This window comes from Sphingopyxis terrae subsp. terrae NBRC 15098 (assembly GCF_001598815.1).
Taxonomy (GTDB): Bacteria; Pseudomonadota; Alphaproteobacteria; order Sphingomonadales; family Sphingomonadaceae; genus Sphingopyxis; species Sphingopyxis terrae.
The window spans coordinates 48,948-71,407 of the sequence record NZ_BCZQ01000017.1; the positions used below are offsets into that span (position 1 = coordinate 48,948).

At 65.2% G+C, this 22,460-nt stretch carries 19 protein-coding genes; 12 read left to right on the forward strand and 7 right to left on the reverse strand.

Translation table 11 applies throughout. From position 1 onward, the window contains the following. Position 1: 1 nt before the first annotated feature. The 4 genes from STE01S_RS10825 to STE01S_RS10840 form a co-directional block, all read right to left on the reverse strand. Complete coding sequence (locus tag STE01S_RS10825; RefSeq protein ID WP_003046516.1) at positions 2-1,264, reverse strand: efflux RND transporter periplasmic adaptor subunit; 1,263 nt, start codon at positions 1,262-1,264, stop codon at positions 2-4. After that, positions 1,261-2,496 carry a TolC family protein gene (locus STE01S_RS10830; RefSeq protein WP_003046513.1) on the reverse strand — a complete coding sequence of 412 codons (1,236 nt, stop codon included), beginning with the start codon at positions 2,494-2,496 and terminating at the stop codon, positions 1,261-1,263. Before STE01S_RS10830 ends, STE01S_RS10825 begins: the two co-directional genes overlap by 4 nt. A 65-nt stretch (positions 2,497-2,561) precedes the next feature. After that, positions 2,562-2,900 carry a hypothetical protein gene (locus STE01S_RS10835; protein WP_003046510.1) on the reverse strand — a complete coding sequence of 113 codons (339 nt, stop codon included), beginning with the start codon at positions 2,898-2,900 and terminating at the stop codon, positions 2,562-2,564. A 49-nt stretch (positions 2,901-2,949) separates the two neighbouring features. Beyond that, positions 2,950-3,324, reverse strand: coding sequence for a DUF3703 domain-containing protein (locus STE01S_RS10840; RefSeq protein WP_037553271.1), 375 nt, complete (start codon positions 3,322-3,324; stop codon positions 2,950-2,952). A gap of 446 nt (positions 3,325-3,770) precedes the next feature. Between STE01S_RS10840 and STE01S_RS10845 the strand changes: the two genes are divergently transcribed. The 12 genes from STE01S_RS10845 to STE01S_RS10900 all read left to right on the forward strand — a co-directional run bounded on the left by STE01S_RS10845 (position 3,771) and on the right by STE01S_RS10900 (position 18,963). Continuing rightward, entirely contained in the window at positions 3,771-4,133 is a 363-nt protein-coding gene (locus STE01S_RS10845; RefSeq protein ID WP_003046504.1) for a hypothetical protein, read from the forward strand. A gap of 65 nt (positions 4,134-4,198) precedes the next feature. Beyond that, positions 4,199-5,506, forward strand: a complete 1,308-nt coding sequence (locus STE01S_RS10850; protein WP_037553274.1) for a TolC family protein — start codon at positions 4,199-4,201, stop codon at positions 5,504-5,506. Between the two features lie 109 nt (positions 5,507-5,615). Next, positions 5,616-6,785 (forward strand): efflux RND transporter periplasmic adaptor subunit, encoded by a 1,170-nt coding sequence (locus STE01S_RS10855; RefSeq protein ID WP_003046498.1) that lies wholly within the window; start codon positions 5,616-5,618, stop codon positions 6,783-6,785. A gap of 3 nt (positions 6,786-6,788) precedes the next feature. Continuing rightward, positions 6,789-10,031, forward strand: coding sequence for an efflux RND transporter permease subunit (locus tag STE01S_RS10860; RefSeq protein ID WP_003046495.1), 3,243 nt, complete (start codon positions 6,789-6,791; stop codon positions 10,029-10,031). Between the two features lie 12 nt (positions 10,032-10,043). Continuing rightward, entirely contained in the window at positions 10,044-10,388 is a 345-nt protein-coding gene (locus tag STE01S_RS10865; protein ID WP_003046493.1) for a DUF190 domain-containing protein, read from the forward strand. Positions 10,389-10,469: 81 nt separating this feature from the next. After that, positions 10,470-10,940, forward strand: a complete 471-nt coding sequence (locus tag STE01S_RS10870; protein WP_003046490.1) for an SRPBCC family protein — start codon at positions 10,470-10,472, stop codon at positions 10,938-10,940. Positions 10,941-11,130: 190 nt separating this feature from the next. After that, the gene (locus STE01S_RS10875; RefSeq protein WP_003046486.1) at positions 11,131-13,671 is read left to right on the forward strand and encodes a heavy metal translocating P-type ATPase; all 2,541 of its coding nucleotides are present in this window, start codon (positions 11,131-11,133) and stop codon (positions 13,669-13,671) included. A 44-nt stretch (positions 13,672-13,715) separates the two neighbouring features. After that, entirely contained in the window at positions 13,716-16,895 is a 3,180-nt protein-coding gene (locus STE01S_RS10880; protein ID WP_003046483.1) for an efflux RND transporter permease subunit, read from the forward strand. A gap of 13 nt (positions 16,896-16,908) precedes the next feature. After that, positions 16,909-17,394 (forward strand): SRPBCC family protein, encoded by a 486-nt coding sequence (locus STE01S_RS10885; RefSeq protein WP_003046480.1) that lies wholly within the window; start codon positions 16,909-16,911, stop codon positions 17,392-17,394. Beyond that, entirely contained in the window at positions 17,391-17,825 is a 435-nt protein-coding gene (locus STE01S_RS10890; RefSeq protein WP_003046478.1) for a disulfide bond formation protein B, read from the forward strand. Before STE01S_RS10885 ends, STE01S_RS10890 begins: the two co-directional genes overlap by 4 nt. After that, on the forward strand, positions 17,822-18,466 hold the full coding sequence (locus STE01S_RS10895; protein WP_003046475.1) for a DsbA family protein: 645 nt from the start codon (positions 17,822-17,824) through the stop codon (positions 18,464-18,466). Before STE01S_RS10890 ends, STE01S_RS10895 begins: the two co-directional genes overlap by 4 nt. 191 nt (positions 18,467-18,657) lie before the next feature. Then, a complete protein-coding gene (locus STE01S_RS10900; RefSeq protein WP_062767635.1) occupies positions 18,658-18,963 on the forward strand; it encodes a hypothetical protein in 306 nt (101 codons plus the stop codon). Between the two features lie 27 nt (positions 18,964-18,990). Here the strand turns inward: STE01S_RS10900 and STE01S_RS10905 are convergent, their stop codons facing one another. The 3 genes from STE01S_RS10905 to STE01S_RS10915 form a co-directional block, all read right to left on the reverse strand. Then, positions 18,991-19,650 carry a class I SAM-dependent methyltransferase gene (locus STE01S_RS10905; protein WP_037553277.1) on the reverse strand — a complete coding sequence of 220 codons (660 nt, stop codon included), beginning with the start codon at positions 19,648-19,650 and terminating at the stop codon, positions 18,991-18,993. A 47-nt stretch (positions 19,651-19,697) separates the two neighbouring features. Further along, positions 19,698-20,387, reverse strand: coding sequence for a helix-turn-helix transcriptional regulator (locus STE01S_RS10910; protein ID WP_003046466.1), 690 nt, complete (start codon positions 20,385-20,387; stop codon positions 19,698-19,700). A 126-nt stretch (positions 20,388-20,513) separates the two neighbouring features. After that, on the reverse strand, positions 20,514-22,460 hold the full coding sequence (locus STE01S_RS10915; protein WP_003046463.1) for a cytochrome c/FTR1 family iron permease: 1,947 nt from the start codon (positions 22,458-22,460) through the stop codon (positions 20,514-20,516).

Genomic DNA, 22,460 nt, shown 5'->3' on the forward strand with positions numbered 1-22,460 from the left:
ATCAATGGTCGTGGCCCGCGCCGGACTTTTCGATGTCGGCGCGAACGAGGAAACTGCCCTTGGTGACATAGGCGGTGCCGGGCTTGATGCCCGACAGGACCTCGGTCCATTCGGGCGACGAACGGCCGAGCTTCAGCATCCGGACCTCATAGTCCTGCCCGAAATTGGCATAGACCACCTTGAAGTCGCGGAAGGGCTGGATCGCCTCGGTGCGCACGGCAAGCGGCACGGTGACGGGGTTGACCATCACGCGGCCGCGCAAGGCCATGCCAGGGCGGAGCGTTCCCGAGCGGTTCGGGATGGTCGCGCGGATGAGCGCAGTGCCCGCCTCGACATTGCCGTCGGGCAGGAACTGCCCGAGCGGCGCGGTCGCGATTTCGGCGCCGTCCTGCGTCTCCACCGTCACCCGCATGCCCGGACGTATGATCGCGAGGTCGCGGGGGAAGATGTTGAAGACGACCGTGGTCTGCGCCGGGTCGGTGACCACATAGAGTGCGCGCCCGTCGGTGACGTCGCCGGGGTTGGCGTTGCGCTCGGCGATCACGCCGCCGACCGTCGCATATACCGGATAGACCTGGAGGCTCTCGCTCGACTCGATGCGCGCGAGCAGTTCCCCACGGCGGACGCTGTCGCCCACCGCCTTGGTCACCGAGACGACGCGGCCGGGGAACTGGCCGCGAATTTCGGAGCGGGCGGTCGGCGACAGTTGGACGGTGCCGTAGAGTTCGCGCATTTCGCCCACCGTCGCCGGTCCGACGACCGCGGTTTCGATGCCTCCGGCCTTGGCGGCGTCAGCCCCGATCCGCGTGCGCCCTTCGGGGTTCGCATATTTCCAAACGTGCCGCTTGCCGCCCGTCACCGCGACAACCTCGACGTCGAAGCTGTGCGGTTCGGTGACGACACCTTGCCCTGCGAGGAATTTGCCCTGCGGGCGGAAGGTGAAGCGATCGACGTCGCCGCCAAGCCGCGTGAGGGTGATGGCGAGCTGGACATCCTTCGGGTCGACCGGTTTGCCGTCCCGCGTTGCGAAAACGCGGAATTGCGGCTCGGTGCCATTCTCGAAGATTATGACCTCGACCGCGAAATCGCCATTCTTGAGCAATTTGCCACCGTTCGGGCCTTTGGCATCTTCCTCGCCTTCGCCCTCAGCGTGGCTTTCGCCTTCTTCATGCTTGTCTTCGCCCTCGGCTCCGCCACCGCAGGCAGCGAGAGGCACAGCAAGGAACAGCGCCGCAGCCGCGGCGGGAAATGGAAACTTCTTCATGGAATATTCTCCGCAAGGGGAGCCGCATCGAAGCGGCCGGTCAGGCGATCGATCTCCGCGAGCAAATCGCGGTAGCGTGTCATGGCCTCGGCCCACTGACCCTGGATCTGGATGATGACGTCGGCGGCATCCTGTACGTCGGCGAACAGGAACCCGCCGCGGGCATAGCCTTCGCGCACCTGGCCGAGCGTCTTCACCGCCTTGGGATAGACGTCGTTCATGATGCCCTCGGCCCGGACGCGTGCGGCGTCGGCATCGGCGCGCAGCGACGCGAGGCGCCGCAGCCGCTCGAGCCGGCTCGCTTCGGATTGGAACTCGAGCTGCCGCCGTTCGGCCTGCGCCCGGGCGATATTGCCCTGGTTGCGGTCGAACCGTCCGAGCGGGATCGAGATGCCGCCAAGAACGGCGACATCATTGGTCTCGCGAAGAAAGCGCGTGCCGCCCGAGACCGTATAGTCCTGGTGCGCACGGCTCTGCTCGACGACGACCTGCGCGCGGGCCCGGTCGACGGCGGCGTCGAAGACCGCCGCGTCGGCTTCGGCGAGCGGCGGATCGCGCGGATCGGGTTTCTCGATCCCCTCGGCGATAACGAGGCTGTCAGGCGTGCCGCCCCAGAAGGAGGTGAGCAATGCGCGTGCGGACTGCCGCTTCGCCTGGGCTTCCTTCAGGGCCAGTTCGGCTTCGAGAATGCGGGCATCGGCGCGCGTCTCGACGAAGAGCGGATCCTTGTAGCCGCGCACGCGCCTGATCGCTTCGGTCCGCATCTCCTTTTCAAGTTTGACGCGATCCTCTGCGATCCAGACCATCTGCTCGGCGATCTGGACGTCGATATAGGCGCGCTGCACTTCCTGGGCGATGTCGAGCCGGACGAGCCGCCACTGCGCCTCGGCGAGAACGACACCGCGCTCGGCAAGCGCCATTCGCGCCTCGCGCTTGCCCCCGCGTTCGAGCGGCTGCGAATAGGTGACGGTGAGTTCCGATTGCCGGAACAGGCCATAGCCGCCCGTCCCGACGCCATTGTCCATGTCGACCGACACGGTCGGATTGGGACGGACGCGGGCTTGCAGCTGGTCGGCGCGCGCGGCGTCGACCCCCGCTTCGCCCGCTCTAAGCTCGGGCGATGCAGCGATGGCCCGCTCGACCGCCTGGTCGAGCGTTAGCGGCTGGGCCCAAACGGACCCCGCCAGCAGCGCAGCCCCGGCCAACAGGGCGGCGCGCATATGGATATGCATGAATGATCACTCCTGAACGATTCGACTGAGCGCAGGCCGAAAAGGGGCCGCGCGGCAGGCGGCGTTCAGGCGAGGGGAGGGTTCAGGGGCGGTGCGAGCGCGCGCGAAGCGAGGCGCGTCGCGGGCAACGCAAAGTGCAGGCCGCCGGAAAAACAGGACAGATCGTCATGACCCGAAAGGGCCTGATCGGATGCGACCGGGCAATTATGGTGACTGCCGTGGAGGTCGGCGTCCTGCTGACCTTTTTGCGTGTCCTTGTCCGACGCATGGCCCGGCTCGACATGGTGCGAAAGATGCGAATCCGTCGCATGGTGCGTCATGCCCGCCATCGCCGGCGCAGCATTGTGGAGCCCGCTGAGCAGCAGGATGAACACAAGCAACAGGCGAAGGGTAGCGCCGGACATGGTCGCGCCCCTAACAGCGAATGACCCGTTCCGGAAGTCCAAAACCGGATCAATCGGTTCGCGCAGCGCGGCTCTCCGTCGACCGGGCCGTTTCGATCAGCGCTTCGAGGGCCTGCGGCATCGGCATCGGCTCGAAGGCGCTCACCCGCGCGCGACCATTATTCCCTGCGGGGAGGCGGCCGGTCAGCGAACCGAGCGGGACGAGCAGGAACCGCATTGCCTGACCGGTAGCTTCACGGGCATCGCCGAGCTCGATCGCATAGCGAAACATGTGCCAGTGGGAGGCGAGATGCGCGCCCATATAGGGCTGGCTCAATATATGTTCCCATTCCAGCGCCTGCCACGCAGCGGCTTCATCTCCGATTCGGCGTGATTCGCAAAACAGGCGATATTGCTCGCGCAGCAGCGGCTCGATGACGGCCATGCTCACGGGATTTACTGTCGGCGGCACCATCCTCTTTCCCCCTTTTTTGTGCAGGGCAGGCTCTTGCACCCTGTAGTAGATACAGGGTCAAGCCCTGATGTTCCGGCAGGACGCTGTGCCGCTCTGCGTCCGATTTACCCCCTCGTCTCACGGGAAGCATATCGCTCGAATGTCGTCCCGAACAAAGGAGGCGGGAGCCAATAGCGAAGCGATAGAAATAAGAGTGAAAGACAATTGTAGAATTATTGTGCTTAACGCGTGATTGTTCGGCCGATATCCTGTTTCTTGAGGCGCATCTGCAACTATAGAGGGGCAAGGTGCACTGCTCTCTTACCTCCATGAGATAAAATTACGGAGCCGGTTCGGGGGTTCGAAGAGTGCCGCCGAAGTTGATTGAAAATCTTCTACTTTTCACCGCGCCGTTTCGATGCTAGGGGCCGGTTTCAATGCGACGGGTGATCCTCTTCCTCCTGACCCTTCTCCTTGCATCCGGAACGGTTGCGGGGTCGCTCGCACATGCGACCGAGGATCGGGCCGAGGCGAGCCTTTTCGTTGCTGTGATCGAAGCCGGCTGCGTTCCCGCACCGGCGATCGAAGGCGCCGAAGTCGACAAGAAAAAATCCTCTCCCGGCGAAAAGCAGCAGGTGCCTGCCGCCGCTCATGGCTGCCACGGTCACCATTCGGGCGTCCCGGCGGAATCGCTGTCGGCAGCGACCGAAACGCCTGCCCCTGAAGCGCATACGCGCATCCTGACGGCCGCCTTGCCGCCCGTCGCCTATATCGGGACGTTCCGCCCTCCAATCGCCTGACGCTCTAGGTCTGCGCGTGCCCTTCGCGTGCGCTTCTCCCTGGAAACGTCAGGAGTCTCCTTTTCATGAAATCCATAGTTGTCGCCGCGAGTCTCGTGGCGCTCGTTGCAGGCTCAAATTCCGCGCCCGCCGCTGCCCAGTCGGCAGCGACGGAGCTGGTGGGACCGCCTTCTTCCGCAGGCGAGGCCGTGCGTACCGGCCCGCTTCCCGCTCGATTGTCCCTCGCGCAGGCGATGGAGGAAGCCGACGCGCGCTCGCCGCGCGTGGTTGCCGCCGAAGCCGAAGTGGAGGCCGCTCGCGGTCGCCAGCGTCAGGCGGGCTATCGCTACAATCCGACGCTCAATGTCGATGTCGAGAATTTCGCAGGCACCGGCCCCTACTCGGGCCTGAACGGTCTCGAAACGACCGTGTCGGTCAATCAGCGTCTCGATATCGGGGGCCGGCGCCGGTCGCGCATGACGCTCGCCGACGCCGAGTTTCTGGCCGCGAAGTACAAGTTGGAGATTGCACGCGCAGATCTTGCGCTCGATGTCCGCAACCAGTTCGCGACCGCTCTCGCGGCCCGCGATAGCCTCGCGCTCGCACGCGAAAATGAAGCGCGTGCCCGCGAACTCGTCCGCGTGGCACAGGCCATGGTCGATACCGGCAACGAGCCGCCGCTCCGTGCGTTCCGCGCCAATGCGGCTCTCGTTCAGGCCACCGCCGAGCTACGCACGGCCGAGGCCGAAGAAAGGACCGCCCGGCGTTCGCTCGCGGCGCTCCTTGGAAGCTCGGTCCCGCCTGCCGAGTTGATGGAAGGCGATATGTGGGTGGCACCGGAGACGGTGGACTCGCTCGCGACGCTCGACGTTCGCTTGGCAGAAACCGAGAAGCTGATTGCTGAAGCGCGGCTCCAGGGGCAGCGCGCCGATGGCCGGCTCGATCCGTCGGTCGGCTTCGGGGTGCGTCAGCTTCGCGACACCGGCGATCGCGCATTGATCGCCAATGTTTCCGTGCCGCTCCCCGTCTTCGACCGCAACCGCGGCAACATCTCGGCAGCCAAATCCGATGTCGCCGCCGCCATTGCGCGGCGCGAGAATGCAGTGGTCAATGCTCAGGCGGAGATCGCCAATGCGCAGGCCGAACTCGAAGCCGCAGAGGCCCGCCTCGCGGCGCTTGAGGGTAGCGGCATCGAGCAGGCGCGCGAAGGTGTCCGGCTCGCCGAACTCAGCTACCGCGCCGGCAAGTCCTCGCTCGTCGAATATATCGACGCGCAGCAGGCCTATGCGGCAACGCAGGCCGAACTGATCGCGGCGCGCCAGGCCCGGGCCGAAGCCCGCGCCATCCTATCGCGCCAGGCAGCCGCCGACGGCGATGCGGATCATCAGCCATGAGCGCGCCGAGCCTTCCAGTGGACGGAGGCGCCTTCGCCATCGTCCTTCCAAGTCAACAGGGGTGCGCCGCCGGTCGGCGCGCGAACCGCATCAACAGCGGAGATAGAATATGATCACCAAGGACAAGCGTCTCCTCGGCACTGTCGCGGGCGCCATGATACTCGCTGCCGTCACGGGCTTCGGCGTTGCACGCTGCACCGCCGACCCGGCCGCCGCGCCGGCTGCCGAAGGCGAAAAGGAAGCGGCGAGCGAAGCCCTTCCGAGCAGCCTCGCCATCACGCCCGAAGCGATCAAGGCCGCCGAGATCGGCGTCGAGACGATCGGCGCCGGCGGACTCGGTTCGGAAATCATCTCGCAAGCGACCGTTACCGCCGCGCCGAGCGGCGAGGCGATCGTCACCGCCCGCGCGGGCGGCGCGGTCACCCGTCTCTTCAAGCGGCTCGGCGATCCGGTCAGCGCCGGTGAGACGATCGCGATCGTGCAAAGCCGCGACGCCGCCCAGATTGCGGCCGAACGGATTGCCGCCGATGCGCGCTCGACGCTCGCGCAGAAAAATCTCCACCGCGAGAAGACCCTGTTCGACCAGAAGGTGTCGGCGCGCGTCGACTATGAGCAGGCGCAAGCCGAAGCCGCGGCCGCCGCGGCCGAAGCGCAGCGCGCGCGTGCCGCAGCGAGCGCCGCGCAGGTCACGCGCGATGGCAGCAGCGTCATCGTGGCAAGCCCGATCTCGGGACGGATCACGGCCGAGAACGCCAGCCTTGGCGCCTTCGTTCAGCCCGAAACCGAATTGTTCCGCGTTGCCGATCCCAGCAAGGTGCAGATCGAGGCCGCCGTCGGTCCGGCCGATGCCCAGCGGCTCTCGCCCGGAGACCGTGCGATCATCGAACTTCCCGACGGACGGACGATCGATGCCCGCGTGCGCGCCGTCACGCCCGGCCTGTCGGGCGACACGCGCTCGGCAACCGCCGTGCTCGACGTACCCGGGGCGCTCCAGCCGGGCTTGGCGGTCCGGGTGCGGCTGCTTCCGAGCCGCGGCGCCGAAACCGGTGGGCCGGCCCGTATCGTGATCGCGGACGAAGCCCTCCAGACGCTCGAAGGCCGCGACGTGGTGTTCGTCCGCACGAAGGACGGCTTCCGCGCGCAGCAGGTGACCGTCGGCCAGCGCAGCGCGGGCCGTGTCGAAATCCTCGCCGGGCTGAAGCCGGGCCAGATCGTCGCGACCAAGAACGCATTCCTGCTCAAGGCCGAACTCGGCAAGGGCGCGGGCGAGGAGGAATAAACCGTGATCGCGAAACTGATGGCGCTATCCGTCCGCGCGCGCTGGGCGGTACTCTTTCTCTTCCTCGTGATCGCGGGACTCGGCGTATGGCAGCTCACCAAGCTGCCGATCGACGCGGTTCCCGACATCACCAACAAGCAGGTGCAAATCAACACGATCGATCCGCGTCTCTCGCCGGTCGAAATCGAGAAGCTCGTAACCTATCCGATCGAAATCTCGCTCGCCGGCATTCCGGGGCTCGAGACGACACGCTCGATCTCGCGCAACGGCTTCAGCCAGGTGACGGCAATCTTCACCGATGAAACCGACCTCTATTTCGCGCGCCAGCAGGTGGGCGAACGGCTTCTCCAGGCGGGCGAGAATCTTCCCGACGGGGCCCAGCCGCAGATCGGTCCCGTCACGACGGGTCTCGGCGAGGTCGTCATGTACACCGTCGGCTACAAAAATCCCGACGGGAAGGGCGCCAAGAAGGTCGCGGGCCAACCAGGTTGGCAACCCGACGGCAGCTATCTGACCCCCGAGGGCGATATCCTCACCGACGAGATCGCCAAATCGGGCTATCTTCGCACGGTCCAGGACTGGATCGTCAGCCCGCAATTGAAGTCGGTCGGCGGCGTCGCCGGCGTCGACTCGATCGGCGGCTATGCCAAGACCTTCGTGGTCGAACCCGATCCGACCCGCCTCACCAGCTACGGCATTTCCTATAGCGAACTGGGCGAAGCCCTTGAACGCGCCAACCTCGCGGTCGGTGCCAACTACTATAACCGGGCAGGCGAGGCCTATCTCGTGCGCGTCGATGCACGCGTCCGCTCGGTCGACGAAATCCGCAACGCCGTCGTCGCGACGCGCGGCGGCGTGCCCGTGACGGTTGGACAGCTCGCCAATGTGAAGATCGGCGGCGACCTCAGAACCGGTGCGGGCAGCATGAACGGCAAGGAGGCGGTCATCGGGACCGTGCTCATGCTGATCGGGCAGAATAGCCGCACTGTTGCGGAGGATGTTTCGGCGAAGATCGCGCAGGTGTCGAAGACCCTGCCGCCCGGCGTCGAAGTGAAGGTGGTACTCGACCGCGCCAAGCTCGTGAACGCAACCGTCGGCACGGTTGAAAAGAACCTCACCGAAGGCGCGCTGCTCGTAGCGGCCGCGCTCTTCTTCCTGCTCGGCAACTGGCGCGCCGCGATCATCGCGGTGCTCGTCATTCCCTTCTCCTTCCTGATGATGGCGATGGGCATGAACGCCTTCCGGGTCCCCGGTAACCTGATGAGCCTCGGCGCGCTCGACTTCGGTCTGATCGTCGACGGGGCGGTGATCATCATCGAAAACTGCCTCGCCAGACTGGCGCACCGGCAGGAGCATGAAGGGAGATTGCTCAACCTTCGCGAACGTCTCGAGGAGACGATGCGCGCGAGCCAGGAGATGATCAAACCGACCGTCTTCGGCCAGGCGATCATCCTACTGGCCTTCGCGCCGTTGCTGATGTTTACGGGCGTCGAGGGGAAGACCTTCTCGCCGATGGCCATCACCATCATGCTCGCGCTCGTTGCGGCCTTCATTCTCGCGATCACCCTGGTTCCGGCGCTTGTCGCGCTGATGATTCGCGGCAAGGTTGCCGAGAAGGAAGTCTGGGCGATCCGCAAGTCGAAGGAGCGCTACCTGCCCTTGCTCGACAAGGCGCTCGCCAAGCCGTGGGCTTTCATCGCCGGCGGCTTTGCCTTCTTCGTCCTTGCGATCCCGGCGTTCGGACTGCTCGGCTCGGAATTCATTCCGCAGCTCGACGAGAAGAATATGGCGCTTGCCTCGACGCGCGTGCCTTCGGTGAGCCTCGAACAGTCTCTGGTCATGCAGCGCAACGTCGAGACGGCGATCTCGAGCCTGCCCGAAGTCGAGCTGATGTTTTCGAAGACGGGTACGGCCGAGGTGGCGACCGACCCGATGCCGCCGAACATCTCCGACGGTTTCGTGATCCTGAAACCCCAGGATCAGTGGCCGGCAGGTGTCGATTCGAAGGCCGATGTCGTCGAGCGTATCGAGAAAGCCGCTGGCGGCCAGCTCGGCCAGCTTTATGAAGTCAGCCAGCCGATCCAGCTTCGTTTCAACGAACTGATCGCGGGCGTTCGCGGCGACGTGGCCATCAAGCTCTACGGGGACGACCTCGACAAGATGTCGCTCGCGGCGAACGAGATGGTGCGCGTGCTCCAGGGCATACCGGGTGCGGGCAGCGTCAAGGCCGACCAAGTGGGCGGCGCTCCGACGCTCGACGTGAAGCTCGATCGCAATGCGATCGCGCGCTACGGTCTCTCGGTACAGGAGGTTGCCGATACGGTGTCGGCGGCGCTCGGCGGGCGGGAATCCGGCCTGCTCTATGAGGGCGACAGGCGCTTCGACATCACGGTTCGCGTCCCCGACGCGACCCGGGTCAATCTCGACGACATCCGCGCGCTGCCCGTGTTGCTGCCCTCCGAGGGCGGCAATCGCGGACAGATACCGCTCGCCCAGGTGGCGCAGATCCGGCTGACCGAAGGGCTCAACCAGATCAGCCGCGAAAATGGCAAGCGGCGCGTCGTCGTGCAGGTGAACCTCGAAGGCCGCGATGCGGGATCCTTCGTGGCCGAAGCGCAGGCGAAGATCGCCAATGTGAAGCTTCCGGCGGGCTATTACCTCGAATGGGGCGGGCAGTTCGAAAGTCTGCAGGCCGCATCGCAGCGGCTCTCGATCGTGGTGCCGCTCTGCTTCGCGGGCATCTTCATCCTGCTTTACATGGCGCTCGGCACGTTCGGGCGCGCGACCGCCGTGTTCCTCGCCGTGCCGCTTGGGCTCGCGGGCGGGGTGTTCACTCTCGCGCTTACGGGCATCAACTTCTCGGTGTCGGCGGCGGTGGGCTTCATCTGCCTTGCCGGCGTCGCGGTGCTCAACGGTCTCGTCGTCATGACGGCGATCCGCGAACGGCTCGAGAATGATGTCCCGCTCACGGAGGCAATCCGCGAGGGCATGACCGAGAAGATGCGTGCGGTGATCATGACCGGCTTCGTGCCCGCGATCGGCTTCGTGCCGATGGCGATCGCGACCGGCACGGGTGCCGAGGTGCAGAAGCCTCTCGCGACGACCGTCATCGGCGGTCTCATCGCGGCGACCATCCTGACGCTGCTCGTTCTCCCCGCGATCGCAAAAGTCGTCCTCGGGGCGAACTGGCAGCCGAAGTTCCTCAAGCGAAAAGCGGAGTCGGCGGTCCAGCCGGTCACGGAATAGGGAGAGACTGTCATGACAAAAGCATCCAAGCTCTTGCGCATCTACACCGATGAATCCGCCTTCTTCGGTGATCAGCGGGTCTTCGAGTTCATTTCCGAACTCGCTCGCCAGCAAAAGCTGGCAGGCGTTACGGTGCTCGAAGCGGTTCTCGGTTTCGGTCGCTCGGCGCATCTCCACCGCAAGCATGCGCTGGAGAATGACCGGGCGGTCGTGATCGAGATCATCGACGAGGAGCAGCGGCTCCGCGACTTTGCGGCGCAGCTGACCGAAATACCGGACATCGGGCTCATCACGCTCGAAGCGGTCGAAATCCTCGGCGGGAAATCCGCCGCGGAGCCCCCCGATGTTCAGAGCTGACCGGCATCTTGCCGGTCTACACCGCGGCGCAGGTCCCCGGCCTGCGTCGCGGACCAGCTCGTGCGAGCGAGGAGGTCTCCGATGTTCTCGGTAGGCACCTCGCTCCGCTTGCCGGTCCCGATCGGGCGGGTCTGGCGACTGCTCGTCGATATCGAGCGGTACGACGACTGGCATCCGACGCTCCGTTTCACCGATCGTCCGGGAGATGATGAGCGCGTAGGCTATGTCTATTCTCCGCGCGGGAAGCGGGGTCCGGAATTTGCATCCGAGGGGCGGATAACCGGCCTCGACTGGCTGACGGGCTTCTCCTGGCGGACAGGCACGCGCGGGCTGCTCGTCATCGAGGAGAGCTACCGGCTCGAAAAGCTCGGCCAAGGGGTGGAGGTTACCCATCGCCTGGAATGCGCGGGTCTCTTCTCATGGCTCGGCTATCCCATTCTGCGGCGGGTTTGCAGCGTTTTTCTCAAGCGCTCGAACATGGCGCTCGAACAGCAACTCCGTCGCACGACAGTTCAGTCCCGCTACGCGCGGCCAAGCGGGCGCCGCGCATGATCTTGAATTCGAAACCTGGCCGTCGGAGGCCCCTCTCAATCGCCCCCCTCACCACGGGCAGGGATTTCCGGCTGTCAGGGAGGTGCGGGAGCCGGGTCGCATCCCGCAATGGCTCCCGCACCTCATCCTGCCGCGCGTTTAACATGCGCCCGGATCGCATTGCCGACCGCCAACAGAAAAGGATGGCATCATGAGTGACCAGTTGCGGCTCGATATTCCGCTTCTCCTCCCCGAAGTCGCCGATACCGCCGACCGCTGCGTCGCGCGCCTGACGAGCGAACTCGAAGGACGCGAAGGCGTCGACAAGGTCCATGTTGTCCGCTCAAGCGACGGTTCGCCGCCACAGCTCTGCATCCATTACCGTCCGGATATTCTCCCGCTCGAACGCGTGCGGCAGCTCGCGCGCAGCGCCGGTGCCGAGCTCACCGGCCAGTATCAGCATCTCTTCTGGGATGACCTCGAAGGCGTCGGCCACGCCCGTCGCGCGCGGACGATCGGACTGAAGCTTCGCGAAATGCCGGGCGTGATCGAGGCCGAAGTCGGCGCCGCCGGTACGCTGCGCGCCGAGTTCCAGCGCTCGGAGACCTCCATCGAAATGATCAGAAAGACACTCTCGGATATGGGCGTCACTCAGAAATCGACTGCCGTCGCCGCGGCTGCCCCGGCACAAGCCGCCCACCAACATGGCGATGATGGCCATGACCATGGTCCGGATCACGCGCATGGGCCAGATCACAAACATGGCCATACGGGCGAGGATAGCCACGACCATGGCCATGATCATGGCGGCATCTTCGGCGAGCGGACCGAGCTGATCTTCGCGCTGCTGTGCGGTCTCGTCCTCGGCATCGGCTTTGCGATCGAGAAGCTCGCCGCGGCGCCGGAGTGGGTGCCGCTCGCATTCTATATTGCCGCTTATGGCTTCGGTGGCTGGTTCACTGTCCGCGAGGCCATCGAGAATCTGAAGCTCAAGCGCTTCGAGATCGACACGCTGATGCTCGTCGCCGCGGCCGGCGCTGCCGCGCTTGGTGCGTGGGCCGAAGGCGCGCTGCTCCTCTTCCTCTTCAGCCTCGGCCATGCGCTCGAACATTATGCCATGGGCCGCGCCAAGCGCGCAATCGAGGCGCTTGCGGAGCTGGCGCCGCAGACCGCGACGGTGAAGGATGCCGACGGGACGGCTCGCGAAGTCCCGGTCGAGCAGCTGGCGATTGGCGACACCGTCATCGTCAAGCCCAACGAGCGTCTTGCCGCCGACGGCTTCGTCGTCGTTGGCCGCACGGCGATAGATCAGGCTCCGGTGACCGGCGAGAGCGTCCCCGTCGACAAGGAACCGGTGGCCGATCGTGCGCAGGCCGCGGCAAAGCCCGATGCACTCGACGCAAAATATCGCGTCTTCGCGGGCACCATCAACGGCTATGGCGCGATCGAGATCGCGGTAACCCGTCTTGCGGCCGATACCACGCTCGCTAAGGTCGTGAAGATGGTGAGCGAGGCGGAAACGCAGAAATCGCCGACCCAGCGCTTCACCGACAAGTTCGAGCGCATCTTCGTGCCGAGCGTGCTCGCGCTTGTGTTCGTCCTGCTCTTCGCCTGGGTCGTTGTCGACGAGCCGTTCCGCGACAGCTTCTATCGCGCCATGGCGGTCCTTGTCGCGGCAAGCCCGTGCGCGCTCGCGATCGCGACGCCGAGTGCCGTCCTGTCGGGCGTTGCGCGTGCGGCGCGCGGCGGCGTGCTGGTCAAAGGCGGTGGCCCGCTCGAAAATCTCGGCTCGCTGACCGCGCTGGCGTTCGACAAGACGGGAACGCTCACCGAAGGAAAGCCGCGCATCACCGACGTCCTGCCGGCCAGCGGCGTGCCGAAGGAGGAACTGCTGCGGATCGCGGTGGCGGTCGAGCGGCTGAGCGATCATCCGCTTGCCGCTGCCATCGCGCGCGATGGCGAGGCCATGCTGACGTCGACGCGCGTACCGGTGGCGGACGACCTTAACAGCCTGACGGGTCGCGGCGTCACGGCAAAGGTCGAGGGCGAAACCGTCCTGATCGGCAAGGCCGAAATGTTCGGTGCCGACGGCATCGCGCCGATCGGCGGCGAAGTGGCGGCTGCGATCGCCGGCCTCCGCGAGCAGGGCCGCACGACGATGGTCGTTCGTATGGGCGACCGCGATCTTGGCGCGATCGGTCTGATGGACACGCCGCGCGAAGCGGCGCGCACCGCGATCGCCAAACTGCGCGAGCTCGGCATCGGCCGGATGATCATGATTTCGGGCGATCACCAGAAGGTCGCGGAATCGATTGCCGCCGAGGTCGGGATCGACGAGGCCTGGGGCGACCTGATGCCCGATCAGAAGGTCGACGCCATTCGCGACCTCAAGGCGCAGCAGCCGGTCGCCATGGTCGGTGACGGCGTCAATGACGCACCGGCGATGGCGAGCGCCACCGTCGGGATCGCGATGGGCGCCGCGGGGTCCGATGTTGCCCTCGAAACCGCCGACGTCGCGCTGATGGCCGATGACCTCGCTCATCTGCCGTTCGCGATCGGACTTAGCCGCCAGACGCGCCGCATCATCCGCCAGAATCTGGTGGTCAGCCTCGGCGTCGTCGTGGTCCTCGTGCCGGCGACGATCTTCGGACTCGGAATCGGTGCGGCGGTCGCGGCGCACGAAGGCTCGACCCTCGTCGTCGTCGCCAACGCGCTTCGCCTGCTCGCCTATCGCGATCGCAGCATGGGCTGAGGGCGCACAGTCGCGGTGGGATCGAACCGGAAGGGGGAGAGAGGATGAACTTCAAGAATATCTCGGCCTGGTCCATCCGGAACCCGATCCCGCCGCTCGTCATGTTCTTCGGTCTGACGGTGGCGGGCATCGTCTCCTTCCTCATGATGGGGGTCCAGAGCGATCCCGACATCGATTTTCCGGGCGCCATCGTCATCATCGCCCAGCCGGGCGCCGCGCCCACCGAACTCGAAACGCAGGTCACGCAGCGTGTCGAGGCGGCGGTGCGGACGATCGAGGGGATCGACGAGCTCAATTCGACGGTTACCGAAGGCCAGTCGCAGACCTTCGTCCAGTTCGCGATCGGCACGCCGATCGACCGGGCGGTGACTGACATTCGCGACAAGATCACCCAGATCCGCAGCAACCTGCCGAACGGCATCCTCGAACCGCAGGTTATCCGCCTCTCTACCTCGGGCAACACGCTTGCCTATTGGTCGGCTTCGGCCACCGATATGACGCTCGAGGAATTGAGCTGGTATGTCGACAATGTCGTCGCGAAGCGGCTGATCGCGGTCCCCGGCATGGGCGACGCCTATCGCCGGGGCGGCGTCAGCCGCGAAATCCGCGTCATCCTCAACCCCGAACGCATGCGCGCCTACGGCCTTACCGCCGCCGCGGTGAACACCCAGCTCGTCCAGCTCAATGTCAATGCGGCCGGCGGCCGGATGGAGGTCGCGGGCTCCGAGCAGGCGGTGCGTATCCTCGGGAACGCGAGCAGCGCCAACGCGCTCGGCGAGACGCTAATCTCGGTCGGGACGAACCGGACCGTGCGCCTCGCCGATATCGCCGAGGTCAAGGATCTCTACGCCGAGCAGCGCTCGGTCTCGAAGCAGGACGGGCGGCAGGTGCTGACCTTCGGCTTCGAGCGCGCCAAGGGCGCCTCGGATGTGACCGTCTATGACGCTGCGGTCGAGGAGCTGCGAAAACTCGAGAAGGAAAACCCCAAGGTCAAATTCACCGAGCTGTTCAGCGATATCGAATATACCAAAGGCCAATATCATTCGGCGATCAATGCGATGGTCGAGGGCGCGATCCTCGCGGTCGTCGTCGTCTTCCTTTTCTTGCGCGACTGGCGGGCGACGTTGATCTCGGCGCTCGCCATCCCGCTGTCGGCGGTCCCGACCTTCCTGTTCATGGACCTCATGGGCTTCTCGCTCAACATGATGACCTTGCTCGCGCTCAGCCTCGTTGCCGGCGTGCTGGTCGACGATGCGATCGTCGAGATCGAGAATATCGTGCGCCACATGCGGATGGGCAAATCGGCCTATCAGGCCTCGATCGATGCGGCCGACGAGATCGGCCTCGCGGTGCTCGCGACAACCATGACGATCGTCGCGGTGTTCCTGCCGGTCGGGCTGATGCCGGGCGTCGCCGGGCAATATTTCAAGAATTTCGGACTGACGGTCGTGGCCGCGGTGCTGATGAGCCTCGCGGTCGCGCGCATGATCACACCCATGCTCGCCGCCTATTTTCTCTCTGCGCAGGGTCCGCAAAAGCATGGCGAGGGCCCGCTGATCGACACCTATATGCGCATCTTGCGCTGGAGCCTCGACACCAGCGGGGCCGCTGCCGCGCGTGCGCGCGGCGGGCGCTGGAAATGGCTCGGTTACATCAAGGACCATCGCGTCTGGGTGGTCGGCATCGGTGTGCTGGCGCTCTTTGCGACCATTTTCAGCTTCTCGCTGCTCCCGATGACCTTCCAGCCGTCGATCGATTCCGACACGAGCCGCGTGGCCATCCAGCTCGCCCCGGGCGCAACGCTCGAACAGACCGAGGCAGTGGCCGACGAGGTGACCGATCTCATGAAGCGCGACCCGCTCGTCGAATCCGCCCTGTCGCGGATCGATGTCGGCACGGCGACGGTCTATCTGAAATTGCGCAAGGACCGCGAGCTGACCTCGACCGAGTTCGAAAAGGACCGCGCGCCGCGGCTAGCGCAGGTTCCCGATGCCCGAATCAACTTCCAGTCGCAGCATGGCGGCGGCGGCGGCAGCAGCCGCGACATCTCGATCACGCTCGGCAGCGACGACCCGAAGAAGCTCGAAGATGTCGGCAACCGGCTGCTTGCCGAGATGGCCCGCGTGAAGGAAATCCGGTCGCCGCGTGTCGAGGGCAATCTTCAGCGCCCCGAGATCGTCATTCGCCCGCGCTTCGCGCTCGCGGCGCAGCTCGGCGTGACGACGCAGGCGCTCAGCCAGTCGATCCGCGTCGCGACATTGGGCGAGATCGACCAGAATAGCGCGAAATTCTCGCTGTCCGACCGGCAAATCCCCGTTCGCGTCGCGCTTGCGGAAACCGCGCGCGAGCGGCTCGATACGCTGCGCAATATGCCTGTTCCGACCCGGAACGGGGGAACGGTGCCGCTCTCGGTTGTGGCCGAGATCGGCTTCGGCGCCGGCCCGACCCAGATCAATCGGACCAACCAGGTGCGCCAGCTCACCATCGGGGCCGACCTGGCTCCGGGTCTCGTGACCGGTCAGGCGATGGACAAGGTCGAGGCGCTGCCGGCGCTCAAGGCGCTGCCCGCCGGGGTCACGCGGCTGGTACTCGGGAGCGCCAAGTGGCAGGCCGAGATGCTGCGCAACTTCGCGATCGCGGTCGTATCGGGGATTTTTCTCGTGCTCGCTGTGCTGATCCTACTCTATCGCAAGATCATCCCGCCCTTCGTCAACATGGGCTCGCTTCTGCTCGCCCCGCTCGGCGGGGCGGTCGCGTTGCTGCTGACGGGCTATCCGCTCTCGCTTCCCGTGTTCATCGGCGTGCTGATGCTGCTCGGTATCGTCGGCAAGAACAGCATCCTTCTCGTCGACTTCGCGATCGAGGAAATGGCGTCGGGGGTGCCGCGCGACGAGGCGATTGTCGACGCCGGACACAAGCGCGCGCAGCCGATCCTGATGACCACGGTCGCGATGGTCGCGGGCATGATCCCGACCGCGCTGTCGCTCACCGGCGACGGCGCATGGCGCGCGCCGATGGCGGTCACGGTGATCGGCGGGCTCATCCTGTCGACGATGCTGACACTGCTGATCGTGCCGGCGTCCTTCAGCCTCGCGGCGGGCTTCGAACGCCGGATGGTCCCGCGCTTGCGCCGCTGGTTCACGACGGGCGGCGCGCACGCCGACCCATCGCCTGCGGGCGTCACCGACATCGGCGCGGGGCAAAGCCCGGCGGCCGATCGATAGAGGAGTTAAGCTGATGGAGTTCGAGCGGGAGCATGACCTCCCCTATAGTCCGGAGCAGATATGGGCGGTCCTCGGCGATTTCGAGAACCACCGGATCTGGAATCCCTATGTCCGGATCGAGCAGCTTGCCGAGGACCCGATCGCGATCCGCTATTCGATGCGCATGGATCCGCACAAGCCCAAGTTTCTCGAAGTCTCCGCGGCGGTGCTCTCCGCGCGCCCGGGCGAGGAGCTGATACTCGACGTCAAGCCGAGCTTCATCCTCCAGTTCGAGGAGAGTTATATCCTGACGCCGACGGCGAGCGGGACGAAGTTCGTTCACCGCTATCGTTGCCGCGGGCCCTTTGCCTGGCTCCGGCTTCCCGGCATCAAGACCAGCTTCCAGCGAATGATCGCGTCGATCGACGGCATCCTGCTCAGCTACCTCAAGTCCAAATACAGCAAGCCGCCACCGCCGCCGCGACGGCCCAAGTCCAAGTTCAAAGGTGGCCGGCGATGACGAGCTTTCCGCTGCTCGCGCCGCACAAATGGCGTCCGCTCGGCGCGGCCTGGGCAATCGCCCTCCTGTCGAGCCTGGCCGTCCTCTTCGTCGGCGAGGTCATGGGCCAGGCGCCGTGCGACCTCTGCTGGTTCCAGCGTAGCTTCATGTTCCCGCTTGCGATCATTCTCGGCATCGCGGCGTTCAGGTCGGACCGCGCCATCGTTCCTTATGGGCTGGCGCTGGCTGCGGGCGGTGGTCTCGTCGCTTTCTATCATAGCCTGCTCTACGTCGGCGTCATTCCGGCCCCGATCGTCCCCTGCACCGGCGGTCCATCATGCTCGGGAGAGAGCATGGCAATCGGAGGCGTGCCGCTGCCCCTCCCGTCGCTGACCGCGTTCGCGCTCATCCTCACCCTCTTGCTCAACTTCCAAAGGAGACTGAAATCATGAACAAACGCATCGGAGTGGTGGCCACGCTTGTCGTTTCCGCACTCGCTTTCACCGGCGGCGCGATGCTCTACAGCGGAACCGCCGAGGGCGAACCCACGAAGAAGGTCGTGGCGGGGCCCGTCGACAGCCTCATTCGCCCGCATTCGCCGATCATCGGACCGAAAAATGCCCCGGTCACCATCGTCGAATTTTTCGACCCGTCGTGCGAGGCCTGCCGCGCCTTCTATCCCACGGTGAAGGGCATCGTTGCCAAATATCCCAAGGATGTGCGTCTCGTTATGCGCTACCTGCCGCTGCACCCCGGCTCGGCCGAGGCGATCGTGATCCTCGAAGCCGCCCGCGTCCAGGGCAAGCTCGAGCCGGTGACGGCCGCCCTGCTCGAAGCGCAGCCCGAATGGCACGACGGCAAGATGGACGGTGCCTGGGCGGCCGCCGAGAAGGCCGGCCTCAATGTCGCGAAGGCGCGCGCGATGCCGACAACCGATGCGATGGCCTGGATGGAGCAGGACATCGCCGACGCGCGTGCGGTCGGCGTCCGGGGCACGCCGACCTTCTTCGTCAATGGCGAGATGCTCGTCCAGCCGAGCCCCGAACAGGTCGAGGCCCGAGTCCAGGCCGCGGTAGCGGCAAAGGGCAAATGAGGGCCCGCACCCGTCCCGCTTCGTCCACGCGGGACGGGTGCCCACCATGCGGCGCGATACTGTCTCTCCCGCCATCGGCCTGTCGCATGGAGACGCCGGGTCACCGTCCGATCGGCAGCATCGGAGCCAATATTCACAGCGCATTCAAACATGAAGGGGGATTTTGAACGCCACGAAAAGGAGAGACTGACATGCGAAAACTGATGACGATCGCGGCCGCGATGCTCGCCTTCGCGCTCCCCGGAACAGCGCTTGCCCAGCACCATGGCTATCGCGGGGGATATAGCCGCGGACATGACGCGCCACGTGGTCATGACCGCGACTATCGTTCCTCACGCCACGGCGTGCCCAATTATGGCTATGATCGTGGCTATCGTGGCTACGATCCCTACTACCGCGGCCATGATCGCCGCTATGAACGGCGGGACCGCTACGAGCGGCGCTATCAGAAGCGCCGGATGCACCACCATCACCGCGGGCGTCACTGGCGCGGCTAGCCGCGACCGCGCGGGCCGGGCGAGAAACTACCGCTTCGCCCCATAGATTGAAATCGAGCCGGTCGGCGTCGGGATGACTCTCATCTCTTCGACCGCCTCGAAACCCGCGGCTTTAAGGATCACCGGGACGCAGCCCTTAGCGTTGGGTTCGGTATATTCGAACCCGTCGAGCAGCTGGATCTGTCGAAAAAGCATGCGCATCAGCAGCGAGCGCTGCTCGCCATAGTCGGCTATGAAAAGGGTCCCGCCCGGCCTCAGGAGCCTGAACATCTGCGCGGCAATCGCTTCCTTAACGGCCATCGGGCACTGGTGAAGGACCAGGCTCGATACGATCTTGTCGCATTGCCGGAGTGCGTCGATGCCGTCCAGCTCGTCGCCCATAGCCTCGAACCATCGAATCTCGGCATCGGCAACCTCAGCCTTGGCGCGCGCGATTTCCAGCACGGCGGGGTCGGGATCGACCGCCAGAACGATGCTCTCCGGCGCCGCCTGCTTGAGGGCGATCGCAAAGGTTCCCGTGCCGCACCCGATATCGACGATCCGCTCGCCCGGCCGCGGTTCGGCGAAGCGCAGCAAGTCGCTTCGCCATCTTTTCTCTCTGGTCATGAGGGCTATGGCGGCATCGTAGCGGTCGAGCGATCCGCTCTTGCCGAGTGCCGGGACGAAGTCTCTGTGTGCGTCTGACATGATGCGCCTCTACCAGGCGCGATCACGCACCGGCTTGAACGGAGAGGCTATGATTCGATGAAAAGGTCGCTTGCCCGGATACCGAACATCGCCTTGATCGTGCGGGCGAAATGCGCGCTGTCGCTGAACCCTGCCATGTGTGCGGCCTCGGTCGCGCTGCGGCGCATTCCCAATTCGTCGAAGGCGATAATCAACCTTCGCCAGAGCACAAAGCGCTGGAAGGGCATGCCGATCTCGGCGGCAAAGAGATGCCGGAAGCGGCCGAGCGAAAGGCGGCTCTCCTCCGCCACAGCCGCGAGACGGACAGAGCCCATGGGGATCAGGCGGTCAATCGAGGCGGCGGCGCGGGTGATGCGCGGATCGAGCGGGGGTCGGGCGCCTCGCGTGAGCCAGTTTTTCCAGAAGGACCGCTGTCCCGGCAGCGCGACATGAATCGGATCGGAGCAGATCAGCCGGTCTTTCAGATCTACCGGCGGACCGAAGACCACTGTCGGCTCGACGAACCATAATTCAGCCGTGGGCGCGGGGAGCAGCCGGTGCACGGTATCGGGTTCGATGAGCAAGCAACGCCCCGACAGGCGCGCGCCATCAGCATCGACCACGGTAAGCGGCTCGGCACAAAACACTGCCTGCGCCGCAAAATGGCGGTGCGCGGCGGCATCGCCAACCGAACCCGACCAGAGAGCATGATAGTCGCCGAGGCTAAGTCGGCCGTTCCAGTTGGACGTTTCGGGCATCGGGTCGCAATAGCAGGCCTAACTCGTGTGCGTAACGGGCGCCGGGTAAGCACTCTGGCTCGGAGGCTCTTTTCGGAAGCCGTCTTACGGCCAAGGAGGAGTGCGCCGACCCCGTGATGATTCCCCTCATCGACCGGGCGCTGTCTCGATGCGGCGATGTTGCCGACTGTTGTAACGATAGCCGATCCAGAGGATTGCAAGCGCGAGAAGCTGGAGCAACAACGGTTCGAGCGAAGGAAATATCCCCATCGCCGGGAAGCGGGGAAAATGAGCTAGCGGGGTGATGCCGAGGAGGCCGGCTTCCTGTAGCGCGCCCGCGCCCTTGCCGGCCAGGACAACCGCGAGGATAGCGATGAGCGAAGAGCTGTAAGCGAAAAATCTTCCGATCGGCAGGACCCGGCTGTAACGAAGCATGACCCATGCGATTGCTGCCAGGATCACCACTGCGGTTCCGGCTCCGGCGGCGATCGCGCTGCGGCTTCCTTGCGCGGCGAGAGCTGCGAAAAACAGGATGGTCTCAAAGACTTCCCGATAGACCACGAGGAAAGCGAGCCCGAACAGGAACCAGGCCGAGCGACGTGAAAGCGCTTTGCCCATCGCTTCGCGAATATAGCGCTGCCAGCTCTCCGCATGTGACTTTCCGTGCATCCAGATGCCGACCCAGACGAGAACGACTGCGGCGAAAAGCGAGCCAAATCCCTCTGTCAACTCGCGGTTCGCTCCGCTGATCGAGATTGCATAGGTCGCGACTGCCCAGGTTGCGCCGCCGGCTGCCAGGGCTGCGATCCAGCCGCCATGGACATAGGGTAGGACCTCAGGCCGTTCGGCCTTTCGTAAGAAAGCGATCATCGCCACGATGATCAGAAGCGCTTCGAGACCCTCGCGCAGCAAGATGGTAAGCGCCCCGACAAAGGTCGATGCGTCGCTGGCTGCATCGGGAGACAGTGCAGCTTCGGCATCGGCGAAAAGGGTTTCGACTGCGGCGGCTTTACCCGCGACCGCATCGACCGGCACACCTCGCGCGATGGACACGCGATAATCGGACATCGCGGATTCGATTTGCGCCATAAGGGCGGAATCGCGCGTCGTCAGGATCGGCTCAATCGGTTCGAAACCGTCGAGATAGGCGGACAGCGCGAGACGCTCTGCCTCGCTCCGATTTCCCTTGCGGTACGCGGCAAGGCTTTGCGCCAATTTGTCACGGGCAACCGCAAGCGTCGCGGGCGAAGCGGTTGTCAATGCTTGGGGATCTGAGCGCAAATAGGCGGTAAGCGCGTCGGCCTGCTCCGATCCCAGCCCACGACCAAGCACTTCCGGGCTGAGACTCGTGAAGGCTTGCAGGTCGGGGACCAGTTCGCGCGCCGCAGGGGTCTGGTTCCAGACACGCCGGCCGGCTGCGACGTCGCGAAAGGCAAATCCACCGGCATAGGCTGCTACCGCCCAGCGGTCGTCGGAGGGCAAATGGGCAAAACTGGGCATGGACGTGCCTTCGAGCCCCTGTCCTATCACCTGATAGAGCGCGAACAGACTGCGCTTGCGAGCGCGTCCGGCGTCGGTGAAATCGATAGGTGCCGGGTCGAGCCCCTTGGCCTGAGGTCCATTGCCATCGCCGCGCGCGCCGTGACAGCTGGCGCAATTTTCCAGATAGACTTGGGCTCCGCGCCGGGGATCTGGAGCGTTGCGCGGCGCGAGGGGCACAGGGTAGGCGGCGAGGAGGTCCGCCGCGAGTCCGCGCGCCTGGCCAGCCACCTTGCCGGGGTCCGCCTTCGATGCGATCGCCGTCTGGAGTTGTCCCGCTTCACTGACAAGGCGAGCCCGCGCCGGGGATACCGGAAGCGCTTCGATCCCCTTGCGAACGGTGGCGGAAAACTCGGTCATCTCGGCATATTCGACCGTGCTCGTCACCGCGCCATTCGAGACCGCTCCACCATAGTCGACCGCAACATAGTCCAGCAGGCGCCAGATGGTCTGGACTTCGCCGGCATCAGTGCGGGCCTGTGCCGTCGGCACGACGAGGCCGCAGATTGCAGCGAGCGCGATCAGCAGAGAGAGAAAGCGGCGGGCGGGGGGCAT

What these genes read in the sequence shown, in the direction of transcription:
- STE01S_RS10825 (WP_003046516.1), bottom strand. Translation starts at nt 1,264, where the DNA reads ATGAAGAAGTTTCCATTTCCCGCCGCGGCTGCGGCGCTGTTCCTTGCT.
- STE01S_RS10830 (WP_003046513.1), bottom strand. Translation starts at nt 2,496, where the DNA reads ATGCATATCCATATGCGCGCCGCCCTGTTGGCCGGGGCTGCGCTGCTG.
- STE01S_RS10835 (WP_003046510.1), bottom strand. Translation starts at nt 2,900, where the DNA reads ATGTCCGGCGCTACCCTTCGCCTGTTGCTTGTGTTCATCCTGCTGCTC.
- STE01S_RS10840 (WP_037553271.1), bottom strand. Translation starts at nt 3,324, where the DNA reads ATGGCCGTCATCGAGCCGCTGCTGCGCGAGCAATATCGCCTGTTTTGC.
- STE01S_RS10845 (WP_003046504.1), top strand. Translation starts at nt 3,771, where the DNA reads ATGCGACGGGTGATCCTCTTCCTCCTGACCCTTCTCCTTGCATCCGGA.
- STE01S_RS10850 (WP_037553274.1), top strand. Translation starts at nt 4,199, where the DNA reads ATGAAATCCATAGTTGTCGCCGCGAGTCTCGTGGCGCTCGTTGCAGGC.
- STE01S_RS10855 (WP_003046498.1), top strand. Translation starts at nt 5,616, where the DNA reads ATGATCACCAAGGACAAGCGTCTCCTCGGCACTGTCGCGGGCGCCATG.
- STE01S_RS10865 (WP_003046493.1), top strand. Translation starts at nt 10,044, where the DNA reads ATGACAAAAGCATCCAAGCTCTTGCGCATCTACACCGATGAATCCGCC.
- STE01S_RS10870 (WP_003046490.1), top strand. Translation starts at nt 10,470, where the DNA reads ATGTTCTCGGTAGGCACCTCGCTCCGCTTGCCGGTCCCGATCGGGCGG.
- STE01S_RS10875 (WP_003046486.1), top strand. Translation starts at nt 11,131, where the DNA reads ATGAGTGACCAGTTGCGGCTCGATATTCCGCTTCTCCTCCCCGAAGTC.
- STE01S_RS10880 (WP_003046483.1), top strand. Translation starts at nt 13,716, where the DNA reads ATGAACTTCAAGAATATCTCGGCCTGGTCCATCCGGAACCCGATCCCG.
- STE01S_RS10885 (WP_003046480.1), top strand. Translation starts at nt 16,909, where the DNA reads ATGGAGTTCGAGCGGGAGCATGACCTCCCCTATAGTCCGGAGCAGATA.
- STE01S_RS10890 (WP_003046478.1), top strand. Translation starts at nt 17,391, where the DNA reads ATGACGAGCTTTCCGCTGCTCGCGCCGCACAAATGGCGTCCGCTCGGC.
- STE01S_RS10895 (WP_003046475.1), top strand. Translation starts at nt 17,822, where the DNA reads ATGAACAAACGCATCGGAGTGGTGGCCACGCTTGTCGTTTCCGCACTC.
- STE01S_RS10900 (WP_062767635.1), top strand. Translation starts at nt 18,658, where the DNA reads ATGCGAAAACTGATGACGATCGCGGCCGCGATGCTCGCCTTCGCGCTC.
- STE01S_RS10905 (WP_037553277.1), bottom strand. Translation starts at nt 19,650, where the DNA reads ATGTCAGACGCACACAGAGACTTCGTCCCGGCACTCGGCAAGAGCGGA.
- STE01S_RS10910 (WP_003046466.1), bottom strand. Translation starts at nt 20,387, where the DNA reads ATGCCCGAAACGTCCAACTGGAACGGCCGACTTAGCCTCGGCGACTAT.
- STE01S_RS10915 (WP_003046463.1), bottom strand. Translation starts at nt 22,460, where the DNA reads ATGCCCCCCGCCCGCCGCTTTCTCTCTCTGCTGATCGCGCTCGCTGCA.